This window comes from Mobilicoccus sp. (genome assembly GCF_032060985.1).
Taxonomy (GTDB): domain Bacteria; phylum Actinomycetota; class Actinomycetes; order Actinomycetales; family Dermatophilaceae; genus Mobilicoccus.
Genome location: NZ_DAMBGD010000003.1, coordinates 147,864 through 161,706 on the forward strand (window position 1 = coordinate 147,864; position 13,843 = coordinate 161,706).

Here is a 13,843-nt window from a genome sequence, read left to right on the forward strand (position 1 = left end):
CCGCGGGGCCGCCTCATCGGCCCGGCGATCGGGTTAACGTTCGACAGGGCCCTCGCCGGGGCCGATCCGCGAATTCGCCCGAGACACGGGTGAATCGCCGACACTGCGGCACCGCGCCGCACTCATGGACGACGGAAGAGCTAAGACGGACCTATGGACATCTGGCCAGGAAACGCGTATCCGCTCGGAGCCACCTACGACGGCTCGGGAGTGAACTTCGCCCTGTTCTCCGAGATCGCCGAGCGGGTCGAACTGTGCCTCGTGAGCGAGGACGGCACCGAGACCAGGCTCGAACTCACCGAGGTCGACGGCTACGTATGGCACGGATACGTGCCCAACCTCCAGCCCGGGCAGCGCTACGGCTACCGCGTGCACGGCCCCTACGACCCCACCCAGGGCTACCGCTGCAACCCGAACAAGTTGCTCCTCGACCCCTACGCCAAGGCCATCGACGGACAGATCACCGGCGACGAGGCGCTGTTCTCGTACAACTTCGGCGACGTCAACTCCTACAACGAGGCCGACTCCCTCGGGCACACGATGCTCTCGGTGGTCGTCAACCCATTCTTCGACTGGGGCCACGACCGTCCCCCGCACCACGAGTACCACGACACGGTGATCTACGAGGCCCACGTCAAGGGGCTCACGATGACGCACCCCGACATCCCCGAGGAGATCCGGGGGACGTACGCGGCGATCGCCCACCCGGCGATCATCAAGCACCTCACCGACCTCGGCGTGACGGCCATCGAGCTGCTCCCGGTGCACCAGTTCGTGCAGGACACCCACCTGCAGGAGAAGGGGCTGCGCAACTACTGGGGCTACAACACGATCGGCTTCCTCGCCCCCCACAACGAGTACGCGGCGTACGGCACCGCGGGCCAGCAGGTCACCGAGTTCAAGTCGATGGTGAAGACCCTGCACGAGGCCAACATCGAGGTCATCCTCGACGTGGTGTACAACCACACCGCCGAGGGCAACGAGTTCGGCCCCACGCTGTGCTTCCGCGGCATCGACAACACGGCCTACTACCGCCTCGTCGACGACGCCAAGGAGCACTACTACGACACGACGGGGACCGGCAACAGCCTGCTCATGCGCAACCCGCACGTGCTGCAGCTCATCATGGACAGCCTGCGGTACTGGGTCACCGAGATGCGCGTCGACGGGTTCCGGTTCGACCTCGCGGCCACCCTCGCCCGTCAGTTCCACGAGGTCGACCGCCTCAGCGCGTTCTTCGACATCATCCAGCAGGACCCGGTGATCTCCCAGGTCAAGCTCATCGCGGAGCCGTGGGACCTCGGTGACGGCGGCTACCAGGTCGGCAACTTCCCGCCCCTGTGGACGGAGTGGAACGGGCGCTACCGCGACACCGTGCGCGACTACTGGCGCGGTGAGGCCGCCGGCCTGGCGGAGTTCGCCTCCCGCCTCACCGGTTCCTCGGACCTGTACGAGCACTCCGGACGTCGCCCGATCGCGTCGGTGAACTTCATCATCGCCCACGACGGGTTCACCCTCCGTGACCTCGTCAGCTACAACGACAAGCACAACATGGCCAACGGCGAGGACGGCAAGGACGGCGAGAGCCACAACCGCTCTTGGAACTGCGGCGCCGAAGGACCCACCGACGACCCCGAGGTGCGGGCGCTGCGGCTGCGGCAGATCCGCAACTTCCTCACGACGCTGCTCGTCAGCCAGGGGGTGCCGATGATCGCCCACGGTGACGAGTTCGGCCGCACCCAGGGCGGCAACAACAACGTGTACTGCCAGGACAACGAGATCTCCTGGATCGACTGGAATCTCGGGCGTGAGCAGCACCTGTTGTTCGAGTTCGCGAAGTACGTCGTCAACCTCCGCCTCGCCCACCCCGTCTTCCGCCGTCGCCGCTTCTTCGAGGGCGGCGCCGATCACGGGGGCCAGTCGACCGTGGGTGACATCGTGTGGTTCGCCAACAGTGGCGAGGAGATGACCGAGGAGGACTGGAGCACGGGGTATGCCCGCACGATCTCCGTCCTGCTCAACGGTGACGCGATCCAGGAGCCCGGCACGCTGGGCCAGCGGATCACCGACGACAGCTTCGTGCTGATGTTCAACGCCTACCACGAGTCCCTCGACTTCGTCGTGCCGTCGGTCATCGAGAACGTCCACTGGGTGCCGGTGCTCGACACCAACCTGCCCACGGGAATCCCGGAGAAGGGCGTCGACCCGCACGAGTCCGGCGACACCCTCACCCTCGCGCCGCGCTCGATGGTCATCCTCCAGAGCCTCACCGACGAGCCCGACCAGCTCGAGATCGACGCGGAGGACGCCCGCCGCGAGGCCGCGGGGATGATGGCCCAGGCGGCGACGAACGGCCGCGTCGAGCGCTCCCCCGAGCTCGCCGAGAAGGCCGCCGAACGCGCGGCCCGCGCCAAGGAGCGTCGCGACTCGCTCTGAGCCGCCGGTTCCGCACCGCTGAGCACCGCCGGCACCAGCGCGCAGCCCCGTGGTCGTGAGGACGACCACGGGGCTGCGCGCTGTCCCGTCCCGCTCGTCGGCGCAGGTGAGCCGGGGCTCAGGAGTCGGCGAGGCGGGCCTTCTCCTCCTCGACGTCGAAGGTCGCCCGCGGCCACTGAGGGTCGACGCGACGCAGGGCGTCGAGCAGGAGCTGCTGGACGGCGAGGCGCGCGTACCACTTGCGGTCCGCCGGGACGACGAACCAGGGCGCCTCGTCCGTCGAGGTCTTCACCAACGCCTCCTGGTAGGCCTCGCCGTAGGCGTCCCACTTGCGACGCGTGTCGATGTCACCGGGGTTGTACTTCCAGTGCTTGTCGGCGCGCTCCAACCGTTCGGCGAGGCGGGCCCGCTGCTCCTCGTTGCCGATGTGCAGCATGACCTTGACGATCGTCGTGCCGCCCCTGACCACGGAGTTCTCGAACGTGCGGATCTGCCCGTACCGGCGGCGCCACGTCGACGCGGGTACGAGGTCGTCGACGCGGGCGACGAGGACGTCCTCGTAGTGCGAACGGTCGAAGACCCCGACCATTCCGGGCGCGGGCAGCTGCCGGCGGATGCGCCACAGGAACGGACGCCGCCGCTCCTCCGGGGTGGGCTGCTTGAACGCATGGATCGTCGTGCCCTGCGGGTCGAGCAGCCCGACGACGTGACGCATGATGCCGCCCTTGCCCGCGGTGTCCAGACCCTGAACGACGAGGAGGACCGACGCCCCGCCACCTGCCCTCGAGTCCGCGTAGAGGCGCTCCTGCAGGTCGGCGATCTCGGGCTCGGCCGCCGCCGTGAGCGTCTCGGCCTCCTCCCTCGTCCCGGAGAACCCGGGCGTCGAGGACGGGTCGATGTCGGTGAGGCGGAACCCCTCCCCCACGCGCAGGGCGTCGACGAACGACGTCGACACGAGGTCGGCCACGTCCACCACGGCACCCGGTGCCACCTCGCTCGCACCGACCTCCGCCAACGCCTCCTCGACGGTGTCAGGCGCACCGGGCACCGAACGAGCCGCCTCGACGAGCTTCTTCAGCCGCTTGCGCTCGGCCTTGGCCGCCTTCTGCTCGGCCTTCTCGACCGCCTTCCGCTCGGCCTTCTCGACCGCCTTCCGCTCGGCCTTCTCGGCCTCGAGCGCGTCCGACGTCGTCTTTCCGGGCTTCTTCTCGTCGGACTTCGTCTTTCCGGACTTCTTCTTGCCCGACGACGTCTTCTCCGGCGACGTCGTCGTCCCCGCCCGCTGCTTCTTCTGCGACTTCTCCTTCTTCTTCCGGGCCTTCTGCGCCTCGACGGTGTCCATCGACGTGTCGACGTCGGTGGTCGGGTCCGAGCCGGTGGCGGCGTCCTTCTTCTTACCCATGCATGTGCTCCTGTCCGTGAGGCGACCGGCGGGTTCGCGCCCGGGGTGCTGTCGACCACACGGGCCGACTGCGCCGGGCTCCGGACGCCGATCGCGAGACCGGACAGCCCCTCCTCGCCGCACGATCGCCGCCGAGGATGTGGACCGGTGGTCGTGATGGCGACCCTATCGCTGCGACCTCACCTGCCCCCCTGTCGTGCGCGAACGGGTCGAACGTCGGTGCGCGCGAGGGCGGGGTCACCGCCACACTGTCCGCATGGACCTGCCCGTGCCCCTGCCGATCACGCCGATGCTCGCCAAGTCGGTGCCCGACGTCCCCGAACCCGACTCGGTGCCGGGCGGATTCGCCTACGAACCCAAGTGGGACGGGTTCCGGTGCCTGGTCCTCCGCGACGGGGACGAGGTGGAGCTCGCGAGCCGCGGATCCAAGACGCTCACCCGATACTTCCCCGAGCTACGTGAACCGCTGCTCGACCTGCTCCCCCAGCGGTGCCTTCTCGACGGTGAGATCGTCGTCCGCACAGGGGAACCCGGCGCGGAACGTCTCGACTGGGAGGGCCTGTCGCAACGGATCCACCCCGCGGCCTCACGGATCGCGACCCTGTCGCAGAGCACTCCGGCCGAGATCGTCGCCTTCGATCTCGTCGCGCTCGACGACGACTCCCTCCTCGACGTCGAGTTCGCCACCCGCCGTGAGCGGCTCGAGGACGTCCTCGCTTCACTCGGAGCAGGCTCCCCCCTCCACCTCACCCGGGCGACCCGCGACGCCGCCGAGGCGCGCGAGTGGTTCGTCAGGTTCGAGGGCGCCGGACTCGACGGCGTCGTCGCCAAACCGCTCTCCGGGACCTACACCCCCGGCAAGCGGACCATGGTCAAGGTCAAGCACAAGCGCACCGCCGAGGCGATCGTCACCGGCTACCGCGTGCACAAGTCCGGCCGGGGCGTCGGCTCGTTGCTGCTCTCCCTCGTCACCGACGACGGACGCCTCCTCGGTGTCGGTGGGATCGCCGCCTTCACCGCGGCGCGACGCCTCGCGCTCATCGACGAACTCGCGCCCCTCGTACGGCGGGACGAGGACGGCGAGATCCTCCACGCCGAGACCGACCGCTCCCGGTTCTCCGGCAACAAGGACGTCGGCTACGTCCCGCTGCGCCCCGAACGCGTCGTCGAAGTCGCCTTCGACCAGCTCGAGGGTGCCCGGTTCCGCCACGCCGTGACGTTCCTGCGCTGGCGCCCCGACCGCGACCCGGAGTCCTGCCTCCTCTCCCAGATCGAGGTGGCGCCCGCCTACGACCTCGCCGCCGTCCTCGAGCGCTGAGGGTCAGTCGAGGTCGTCGACCGGGCCGGTCGGCAGGTCGACGATGGGAGGACGCGGGATGGGCGCGTGACGCTGCGGCACCCGGTCCCGGTCGAAGGTGACGTGGTCGCAGCCGTGCGGTTGGGGACGACCGGCGCCATCGAGACCGACCATGACGATCCTCTCGATGTCGATGATCGTCTCGCGGGTCACCATGTTGCGGACGCGGGCCCGCAGGGTGAGGGAGGTCCGCCCGAACGCGGTGGGGACGAGGCCGAGCTCGATGAGGTCGCCCTGCCATGCCGAGGAGACGAACTCGATCTCCGACATGTACTTGGTGACACACCGCTCGTTGCCGAGCTGGAGGATCGCATAGATCGCGGCCTCCTCGTCGACCCACTTCAGCAGGCTGCCGCCGAAGAGCGTGCCGTTGGCGTTGAGGTCCTCGGGTTTGACCCACTTTCGGGAGTGGAAGCGCATGTCGGGCATGCCCCCAGGGTAGGAAACCCCTCGTCCGCCCTGGTGGGGCGGGGTGGCGACCGCGCCGGCGAGACGCCGGCGGCGAGGACGCCACCCGCTCTCGAGGTCGCGGCGGGTCACGCCCCCGCCGGGCTGCCGTCGTCGTGCCAGTTCGCGGCGTTCTTGCGGCTGGGCTGCACCCGCGGGGGCTCGCCGGGCATCTTCGGGTGATCGGGCGGGAAGTTCATCTCCGGCAGGCCGCGCTCGACGTCGGCCTCCCACAGGGCGAACGCGGCGCCGAGGTCACCCACCGCCTCCCCCATGCCGGCCCAGGCGTCGCCGCGGTCGGCGAGGATCGCGGGCACGGTGCGCACGGTGAAGTCCAGGGGGCTCACGTCGTCGAGTTCCTCCCACCGCACCGGCATCGACACGGTCGCCGCCGGCAGCGGGCGCGGGCTGTAGGCCGAGGCGATCGTGCGGTCGCGACACATCTGGTTGACGTCGAGGAAGATCCGCTCCCCTCGTTCCTCCTTCCACCACGCCGTCGTGACGAGGTCCGGCAGGCGGCGTTCCAGCTCACGGCAGACGCCGACGACGGCATGACGTGCGTCGAGGAACTCGTGGGTGCGGGTCACTCTCGAGTAGACGTGGAGACCTCGGTTGCCACTCGTCTTCACCCACGGGGTGAGGTCGAGCTCGAGCATGAGCTCACGGAGAGCGTGCGCCGCCCGTCGGGCCTCGGCGAACCCGGTCCCGGGTTGGGGGTCGAGGTCGATGCGCACTTCGTCGACGTGGTCGTTGTCGTCGGCGCGGACCGGCCACGGATGGAACGTCACCGTGCTCATCTGCACGGCCCACACGGCGGTCGCGGCCTCGTCCAGCACGAGTTGGGCGTGTCGCCGGCCCGAGGGGTAGGTGCACGTCACCGTGCGCACCCACGCCGGCAGGCCCTTCGGCGGGTTCTTGCTGTAGAACTCCTCACCGGACACCCCACCGCGGAACCGCTGCAGCGTGACCGGCCGGTCGCCCGCCGCCGCGAGCAAGGGCCCGCCCACCGCGACGACGTACTCGGCAAGCTCACGCTTAGAGATGGCGGACCCGTGCTCGGACTCCGGCCACACCGGCTTGTCGGGGTTGCTCAACCGCACCGACCGTTCCTGCCCGTCCGGGCCCGGCAGGGTGAGGATCTCCTCGCTCATGTGCGTCAGGGTACGGGCGGGAGAGGCGACGGCACGGGGACCGGGCGGGTCTCTCCCCGTAGGGTGACCTGCGATCGGCGTGCCCCGGCCGAGCGCCCGCGGCCCACTAGGATCGTGGTGGTCGGTTCACTTCGACCCCCGCCCGTTCCGGATCGCCGGCGTGCCCCGCTCGCCCCGCCGAAAGGACCCCGGTTGAACCTCCTGGTCACGATGCTCTTCGCAGCGTGCCTCCCCGTCCTCGCCCACCCCCTGGGCCAACGTCTGGGACGGCACGCCGGGTGGGTGCTCTCGGCCGGGCTCGCCGGGCTGGCCGTGCTCGTCACCACGACGTGGCTGGGCACCCGAGCCCCGATCGCCGGCGTCTGGCCGTGGTTGCCCCAGCTCGACGTCGCGTTCCGGCTGCGCATGGACGGCCTCTCGCTCGTCTTCTGCCTCGTCGTCCTCGTCATCGGCGCCCTCGTCATGGCGTATGCCGTGTCCTACCTGCCCGCGGGTCGGCACGGCTCGTTCTACGCCCTGCTCGCCTTCTTCGCCGCCGCGATGATCGGCCTCGTCCTCGCCGACGACCTCGTCCTCATGTGGGTGATGTGGGAGTTCACGACGATCTGCTCGTTCCTGCTCATCCAGCAGACCGGCCCCAAGGGCAAGGCACCGGCCCTGCGCACGCTGCTCGTCACCGGCGGTGGCGGCCTGTGCCTCCTCGGCGCGGTCGCCCTCACCGTCACGGCCACCGGCACGACGCACCTGTCCGCGGCCCTCACCTCCCCGGTGTGGCAGGACCAACCGGGCACGAGCACGGCGGTCGCCGTCCTCGTCGCACTCGCCGCGTTCACCAAGGGCGCGCAGTTCCCGTTCCACGGCTGGCTGCCCGACGCGATGGTGGCCTCCACCCCGGTGAGCGCCTACCTCCACGCCGCGGCGATGGTCAAGGCCGCGATGTACCTGTTACTGCGGTTCTCCACGGCCCTGCACGCCGTCCCCCTGTGGAACATGCTGCTCGTCGGGGTCGGACTCCTCACGATGGTGATGGGCGCGGTGTACGCCCTGCAGCGCCACGACCTCAAGGAACTCCTCGCCTATTCGACGATCAGCCAGCTCGGCATGCTCGTCGCGACCATCGGCGTCGGCACCGGATACGCGATGGTCGCCGCGCTCACCCACGTGATCGCCCACGCGATCTTCAAGTCCTCACTGTTCATGTCGGTCGGCCTCATCGACCACGAGACGACGACCCGCGACATCCGCCGACTCAGCGGGCTGCGCCGCCACATGCCGTGGAGCAGCCTCGCCCTCGTGCTCGGCGCCGCGTCGATGGCCGGCCTGCCTCCCCTCCTCGGCTTCGTCAGCAAGGAGGCGGTCTTCAAGGGGTTCACCGAGGCACCGTTCGGCGACGCCACGACGCTCGTCGTCTGCGTCGTCGCGGTCGCCGGGGCGATGTGCACGATGGCCTACAGCGGCCGGATGCTACGGCCCCTGTTCGGGCCCGACATGGAGGAGCCGCCGCACGAGGCGCCCGTGGCGATGATCGCACCGGTGCTCGTCGGGGCCGTCGCAGGCGTCCTCCTCGGCATCACCGGCCCGGTGCTGCAGCCACTCGTCGACACCGGCGCCCGGGCCGTCCTCGCCGATTCCCCCGCCGCCGACCTCACCCTCTGGCACGGCCTCAACGCCGCCCTGGTCATGTCGCTCACCGCGATCGGACTCGGCGCCGCCCTCATCGTGGCCCGGGAACGCGTCGACCGGCTCGTCGTCGGCCGGACCCTCGGCGTCGGGAACTCCGTCGCCGGGGTCGAGGGCTTCCGCAGCGGCTCCATCGCGCTCGGGCGCCGCGTGGGCGACCTCACCCGCAGCGACAACCCCTATCGGGCCCTCCTCGCCCCGCTCCTCGTGCTCGTCCTCGGGGTGGGCGGCGTCGTGCTGCTCACCGGCGCCCCCGGGCTCCCCCCGGCCGGGCACCCGTTCGACTGGCTCCTCCTCGCCGTCGTCGTCGGTGGCGTCGCGTTCACCCTCGGAGCCCGCAGCCGCGTCGCCCTCGTGACGATCGTCGGCATCGTCGGGTTCGCGATGGCGTTGCTCTTCTTCGTCCTCGGCGCGCCCGACGTGGCCGTCACCCAGCTGCTCGTCGAGATCCTCACCGTCGTCGTCATGGTCCTTCTGCTCGTCCGGATGCCCGACGGCTTCCATCCCACCGGGGCCCTGCGTTCCGGCGTCGCCGTCACCGTCGCCCTGGCCGCCGGCGTGGCGGGGACCCTCATCGCCCTGTTCGTCATGACGCCCCGCAGCGGCGACGCCCTCGGGGACGCCTTCCTCGCCCGCGCCTACGAGCTCACCGCCGGCACCAACGTCGTCAACACGATCCTCGTCGACTTCCGGGCCCTCGACACCTACGGGGAGATGGTCGCCCTCGGCACCGCGGCGGTCGCGTTCGTCGTCGCCCTGCGCTCTCGCGGCCTCCTGCCGCTGCGGCCGAGCCCCCTCGTCGTGAGCCGCGACAATCCCGCCCACGACCCGCACGAGAACACGACCGCGATCCGTGTGCTCGACCGCGTCGTCGTCCCCCTGCTCATCGGGCTGTCCCTGTGGTTCTTCCTCCGCGGGCACTACGAGACCGGTGGCGGGTTCATCGGCGCGCTCGTCGCCGGCGCCGCCGTCGTCCTCGTGTTCCTCGCCTCCGGCAGCGACTGGATCACGCGCCTCCACATCGACTACCTGCGCGTCATCGGCGTGGGCATCGTCGTCGCCACGGTGACGGGTCTCGTCAACCTCGTGTGGGCCGGGTCGTTCCTCACGCCGATGTCGACGAAGGTCGCCGGCGTCACGCTCTCGACCGGTCTGGTCTTCGACATCGGCGTCTACCTCACGGTCCTCGGTCTCGTTCTCGGGTCGATCTCCGAACTCGGTCTCGACACCCCCGAACCCACGCCCCTCCGACGACCAGGGCGCCTCACGACCCGAGAGGAGCGTGACCGCTGATGGCCCTCGCCCTCACCGTCGGTGTGCTCGTCGCCGGAGGCGTCTTCATGATCCTGCGCCGCGGCATGCTGCGGATCATCATCGGGTTCCTCATGCTCAGCCACGGCGTCAACCTGCTGCTCGTCCTCTCGGGGGGATCGAGCCGGAGGACCCCGGCCATCGGCACGGACTTCGACCTCACCACGACCTCCGACCCGCTCCCCCAGGCGTTCGTGCTCACGGCGATCGTCATCGCGTTCGCCGTCATCATCTTCATGCTCGTGCTCGCCGTCATCGGCGACGGTGACGACGACACCGACCTCGGCGACCTCCCCAGTGACACGACGCCCGACCTCTTCCCCCACGACCACCCGGCCTACCGGGGTGAGATCGAGCCCGAGCACTGGCACGACTACGTCGACCGTGCGGACGACGACCCCGAGGACCCCGACCCAGGTGAGCCCGGTGAACAGGGCGACCCGGGAGCGGACACCGGGAGGGCCCAGCACACTCCGACCGGCCCGCACGCGCCGCACACGACGACGGAGGAGACGCGATGACCGCTCTCCTGCCGTTGTTCGTCGCCCTGCCGCTGCTCGTCGCCGGGGTGCTCGTGGGCGTCCGGATGCCGCGTCCGGCGCGGCGCACCATCCTGCTCGTCGTCCTCGTCGCCGACCTCGTCGCGGCCGGGGCCCTCCTGGCCCGCACCTGGTCGGGCGCCGTGCTCGTCGAGCACGTCGGCGGGTGGGACGGGGGTCTCGCGATCCCCCTCGTCGCAGACGCGTTCTCCGGGCTCATGCTCGTGACGACCGTCCTGCTCACCGTGCTCACCGTCGCGTTCGCGTGCGCGACCGGGACCGCGGACGAGCCGTTCTTCGCGCCGCTGGTCCTCCTCGTCACGGCGGGGGTCAACGGGGCGCTGCTCACGGCCGACCTGTTCAACCTCTTCGTGTTCATCGAGATCATGCTGCTGCCGAGCTACGGGCTCATCCTCCTCGCCCACCGCGGGCGCGGGTCACGGCAGCAGGTCACGGCGTCCCGGATCTACGTCACGGTCAACCTGCTCACCTCGACGATCTTCCTCGTCGGCGTCGCCCTCATCTATGCGGGCACGGGGCGGGTCTCCCTCGGTGATCTGCACGGCGCGGCCCACACCTCCCCCACCGCGCTGCTCGGCACCGTCATCCTCCTGTCGGCCCTCGGCATCAAGGCGGCGGTGTTCCCCGCCCACGGCTGGCTCGGGCAGACCTACCCCTCGATGCCGCCCGTCGTCACGGCGTTGTTCTCCGCCCTGCACACCAAGGTGGCGGTGTACGCGCTGTTCCGGGTGGGCGCGATCCTCTTCGGCGAGACCGGTCCCGGGCCGATCTCGCTCGCGGTCTTCACGCTCTCGATGATCGTCGGGGTGCTCGCGGCCATCGGCGAGAACGACTCCCGCTCGATCCTCTCCTTCCACATGGTGAGCCAGATCGGCTACGTCCTCCTCGGCCTCGCCCTGTTCACCCCGGCGGGCCTCGCGGCCGGGGTGTTCTACCTCGTCCACAACATCCTCGCCAAGGGCGCGCTGTTCCTCAGCGTCGCCGCGGTCGAGGACCGATACGGGCGCTCGTCACTCGGCACGGTCACCGGTCTGTTGCGGCGCGAGCCCCTCACCGCGGCCGCGTTCTTCGGCGCGGCGATCTCCCTCGCGGGTCTCCCGCCGTTCTCGGGGTTCGTCGCCAAGCTCGCGATCATCACCGCCTCGTTCTCGGCCGGCCAGTGGCTCGTCGGCGCCGCCGCGCTCGGGGTGAGCCTCTACACGCTCATGTCGATGCTCAAGATCTGGGGCGGAACGTTCCTCGGTGCGGCGAACCCCGAGATCACCGAGGACGACTCCCACCGGATCCCGTTCTCGCTCGCCGCCCCCGCCCTCGTCCTCGTCGTCATCAGCCTCGTGCTCGGCGTCGGCGGGCAGCTGCTCCTCGCGCCCGCGACCACGGCCGCGCAGTCCCTCATCGACCCGACGATCTATCTCCAGGAGGTGAGCGGACGATGACCCTGCTGACCTGGCCCGTACGCATCCTCGTCTTCCTCGGGTGGTTCACCTGGCAGGTGGTCGCCGCCGGCGTCGTCGTGATCCGCGACGTGCTCACCCCCGCCGACCTGTCGACCCCGCGCATCGCGCGCGTCGTCACCCGCTGCGAGAACGACGTCGAGGTCTCGCTGCTCTCGATGGCGGTCACCCTCATCCCCGGGACCCTCGTCGTCGCGACCGAGCACCCGCGCGCCGTGCCCGAGCGCGACGAGGGCGCGAAGGGCGGCGAGGCGAGACCCGACAACCCCGTCCTCTACATCCTTGCGCTCAACGGGACCCGTGCAGACCTCCTCGCCGAGACCGCCGAACTCGAGCGGCGGCTGCTCGGCGCCCTGCGCCCTCAGGGGGTGACGCGGTGATCGGCCTGCTCATCGGCATCGCGATCGTCACCGCGACGATGGCCGCCGCCGTGTGGCGGATGAGCCGGGGACCCCGGGACGCCGACCGCGTCGCCGCCTCCGACCTGCTCTTCTTCGGGGTCATCGCCTTGTTCGCACTCGTCGGCGCGTGGCGGGGCTTCGGCGTGCTGTTCGACGTCGTCCTCGTGGCCACGGTCGTCGGGATGCTCGCCACGGTCTCCCTCTCCCGGGCCATGACGAAGGGACGTCGCTGATGTCCGAGATCGTCGGTCAGACCCTCATCGTCATCGGGTCGCTCGTGTTCGGCGCGGCCGGGCTCGGCATCCTGCGCCTGCGCGACGTGTTCGCCCGGCTCTCGGCGATCGCCACGGGGGCCGGTCTCGGGATGCCGCTCATCCTCGTCGGCGTCTTCCTCCTCGAGCCCTCGTGGGAGCGGGCCGTCAAGCTCGGCATCGCGGTCGTGCTCCAGCTCGTCACCTCCGCGGTCGCGAGCATGGCGATCGCGCGGTCGGCCTACCTCATCGGCGCTCCGCTCGTCGGTGGACCGGGCGAGGTGCCCGACGAGCTCGCCGACGTGGAGGCGGAGCGTCGCGATCGGGGTCAGGGCACGGCCGACACCACGAGGGAGGCGAGGTAGGCCGCGTAACCCCCGAGCAGGAGGATCCCGGCGAGGCGGTCCAGGCCGCCCCGCCACCGCGCGAGCACCCACACCACCATGAGGACGAGCAGGGCGAGGGGAAGGTCCTGTCGCGTCGTCGTCGCGGGGACCGGGATCGCCGCGACGAGGATCACGGGCAGTCCCAGCACGAGGCCGATGTTCGCGACGTTGCTGCCGACGGCGTTGCCCACCGCGAGGTCGGCGGTCCCGGCCCGGCCCGCGGAGATCGCCGCGGCCAGCTCGGGGAGCGACGTGCCGATCGCGACGACCGTGAGACCGACGACGAGGTCGCTCACCCCGAGTCCCAGGGCGATCTGCTCCGCCCCGAGGACGAGGAGCTCCGCCCCGCCCACGAGGATCGCCGTGCCGACGAGCACGAGCAGCACACCGGGCCACGCCGAGGGGCGCGACTCCCCCCGCTCCGCCTCGTCGCCGGCGCCCGGAGCGCCCGCGTCGGCCCCGTCGACCCGGGCAAGCGTGTCGGTGATGGCGCCGTCCCCGGAGGAGACGAGGGAGGTGGCGGGCACGGGAGCCTCGGCTCAGGACCGCGTCGCGTACACGGCTCGACCGATCGTCGCGGCGAAGACGAGCAGGAGCACGGCACCGTCGAGCGGACCGAGGCGCCCGTCGAGCGAGAGGGCGAGCAACAGCGCGGTCGCCGCCGCGCAGACCGGGATGTCGACGCGGCGGACCCGGGCGGGGATCCGGATCGGCGACACGAGCGCCGCAGCGCCGAGGACGAGGAGCACGTTGGCGATGTTGCTCCCGACGACGTTGCCGAGGGCCAGTCCGTGGTCGCCGTGCAGGACCGCGCCGGTGGAGACCGCCAACTCGGGTGCCGACGTGGCCGTCGCGACGACCGTCGCCCCCACCGTGGCAGCGCTCATGCCGAACCGCCGCGACACCCGCGTCGCGCCGTTGACGAGGGTGTCCCCACCCACCGTGAGCAGCACGAGGCCGACGAGGACGGCCGCGACCACGGCGACGAGGGGGAGCTCCACGAGCGG

Annotated in this window: 13 protein-coding genes; 8 read left to right on the plus strand and 5 right to left on the minus strand. The window is 70.7% G+C overall.

Translation table 11 applies throughout. The features are described 5' to 3' along the window. Positions 1-153: 153 nt before the first annotated feature. Positions 154-2,436 (plus strand): glycogen debranching protein GlgX, encoded by a 2,283-nt coding sequence (glgX, locus tag RT054_RS03840; protein ID WP_313022216.1) that lies wholly within the window; start codon positions 154-156, stop codon positions 2,434-2,436. 118 nt (positions 2,437-2,554) lie between these two features. Here the strand turns inward: glgX and RT054_RS03845 are convergent, their stop codons facing one another. Further along, the gene (locus RT054_RS03845) at positions 2,555-3,838 is read right to left on the minus strand and encodes a PPK2 family polyphosphate kinase (RefSeq protein ID WP_313022217.1); all 1,284 of its coding nucleotides are present in this window, start codon (positions 3,836-3,838) and stop codon (positions 2,555-2,557) included. 256 nt (positions 3,839-4,094) lie between these two features. On the opposite strand from RT054_RS03845, the gene RT054_RS03850 reads away from it, so the two are divergent. Beyond that, entirely contained in the window at positions 4,095-5,156 is a 1,062-nt protein-coding gene (locus tag RT054_RS03850) for an ATP-dependent DNA ligase (RefSeq protein ID WP_313022218.1), read from the plus strand. Positions 5,157-5,159: 3 nt separating this feature from the next. On the opposite strand, the gene RT054_RS03855 is transcribed toward RT054_RS03850, so the two are convergent. Next, positions 5,160-5,624 (minus strand): hotdog domain-containing protein, encoded by a 465-nt coding sequence (locus RT054_RS03855; RefSeq protein ID WP_313022219.1) that lies wholly within the window; start codon positions 5,622-5,624, stop codon positions 5,160-5,162. Positions 5,625-5,731: 107 nt separating this feature from the next. Then, on the minus strand, positions 5,732-6,793 hold the full coding sequence (locus RT054_RS03860) for an ATP-dependent DNA ligase (RefSeq protein WP_313022220.1): 1,062 nt from the start codon (positions 6,791-6,793) through the stop codon (positions 5,732-5,734). Between the two features lie 192 nt (positions 6,794-6,985). On the opposite strand from RT054_RS03860, the gene mbhE reads away from it, so the two are divergent. From mbhE to RT054_RS03890, 6 genes are read left to right on the plus strand one after another with little or no spacing between them, the layout of a single operon-like run. Beyond that, positions 6,986-9,766: a hydrogen gas-evolving membrane-bound hydrogenase subunit E gene (mbhE, locus tag RT054_RS03865; protein ID WP_313022221.1), complete on the plus strand. Its 2,781-nt coding sequence runs from the start codon at positions 6,986-6,988 to the stop codon at positions 9,764-9,766. Continuing rightward, positions 9,766-10,305, plus strand: coding sequence for a cation:proton antiporter subunit C (locus RT054_RS03870; protein WP_312719635.1), 540 nt, complete (start codon positions 9,766-9,768; stop codon positions 10,303-10,305). The genes mbhE and RT054_RS03870 overlap by 1 nt, the downstream gene beginning before the upstream one ends. Next, a complete protein-coding gene (locus RT054_RS03875; protein WP_313022222.1) occupies positions 10,302-11,780 on the plus strand; it encodes a monovalent cation/H+ antiporter subunit D family protein in 1,479 nt (492 codons plus the stop codon). Before RT054_RS03870 ends, RT054_RS03875 begins: the two co-directional genes overlap by 4 nt. Next, positions 11,777-12,178 carry a Na+/H+ antiporter subunit E gene (locus tag RT054_RS03880; RefSeq protein WP_313022223.1) on the plus strand — a complete coding sequence of 134 codons (402 nt, stop codon included), beginning with the start codon at positions 11,777-11,779 and terminating at the stop codon, positions 12,176-12,178. The genes RT054_RS03875 and RT054_RS03880 overlap by 4 nt, the downstream gene beginning before the upstream one ends. Then, complete coding sequence (locus tag RT054_RS03885; RefSeq protein WP_312722353.1) at positions 12,175-12,432, plus strand: monovalent cation/H+ antiporter complex subunit F; 258 nt, start codon at positions 12,175-12,177, stop codon at positions 12,430-12,432. The genes RT054_RS03880 and RT054_RS03885 overlap by 4 nt, the downstream gene beginning before the upstream one ends. Next, a complete protein-coding gene (locus RT054_RS03890; protein WP_313022224.1) occupies positions 12,432-12,815 on the plus strand; it encodes a monovalent cation/H(+) antiporter subunit G in 384 nt (127 codons plus the stop codon). Before RT054_RS03885 ends, RT054_RS03890 begins: the two co-directional genes overlap by 1 nt. Here the strand turns inward: RT054_RS03890 and RT054_RS03895 are convergent. Together RT054_RS03895 and RT054_RS03900 are read right to left on the minus strand one after the other, a co-directional pair. Then, the gene (locus RT054_RS03895) at positions 12,779-13,363 is read right to left on the minus strand and encodes a hypothetical protein (protein ID WP_313022225.1); all 585 of its coding nucleotides are present in this window, start codon (positions 13,361-13,363) and stop codon (positions 12,779-12,781) included. The genes RT054_RS03890 and RT054_RS03895 overlap by 37 nt on opposite strands. 12 nt (positions 13,364-13,375) lie before the next feature. Continuing rightward, entirely contained in the window at positions 13,376-13,837 is a 462-nt protein-coding gene (locus tag RT054_RS03900; protein WP_313022226.1) for a hypothetical protein, read from the minus strand. Between the last annotated feature and the right edge of the window lie 6 nt (positions 13,838-13,843).

What these genes read in the sequence shown, in the direction of transcription:
- glgX (WP_313022216.1), top strand. Translation starts at nt 154, where the DNA reads ATGGACATCTGGCCAGGAAACGCGTATCCGCTCGGAGCCACCTACGAC.
- RT054_RS03845 (WP_313022217.1), bottom strand. Translation starts at nt 3,838, where the DNA reads ATGGGTAAGAAGAAGGACGCCGCCACCGGCTCGGACCCGACCACCGAC.
- RT054_RS03850 (WP_313022218.1), top strand. Translation starts at nt 4,095, where the DNA reads ATGGACCTGCCCGTGCCCCTGCCGATCACGCCGATGCTCGCCAAGTCG.
- RT054_RS03855 (WP_313022219.1), bottom strand. Translation starts at nt 5,624, where the DNA reads ATGCCCGACATGCGCTTCCACTCCCGAAAGTGGGTCAAACCCGAGGAC.
- RT054_RS03860 (WP_313022220.1), bottom strand. Translation starts at nt 6,793, where the DNA reads ATGAGCGAGGAGATCCTCACCCTGCCGGGCCCGGACGGGCAGGAACGG.
- RT054_RS03870 (WP_312719635.1), top strand. Translation starts at nt 9,766, where the DNA reads ATGGCCCTCGCCCTCACCGTCGGTGTGCTCGTCGCCGGAGGCGTCTTC.
- RT054_RS03875 (WP_313022222.1), top strand. Translation starts at nt 10,302, where the DNA reads ATGACCGCTCTCCTGCCGTTGTTCGTCGCCCTGCCGCTGCTCGTCGCC.
- RT054_RS03880 (WP_313022223.1), top strand. Translation starts at nt 11,777, where the DNA reads ATGACCCTGCTGACCTGGCCCGTACGCATCCTCGTCTTCCTCGGGTGG.
- RT054_RS03890 (WP_313022224.1), top strand. Translation starts at nt 12,432, where the DNA reads ATGTCCGAGATCGTCGGTCAGACCCTCATCGTCATCGGGTCGCTCGTG.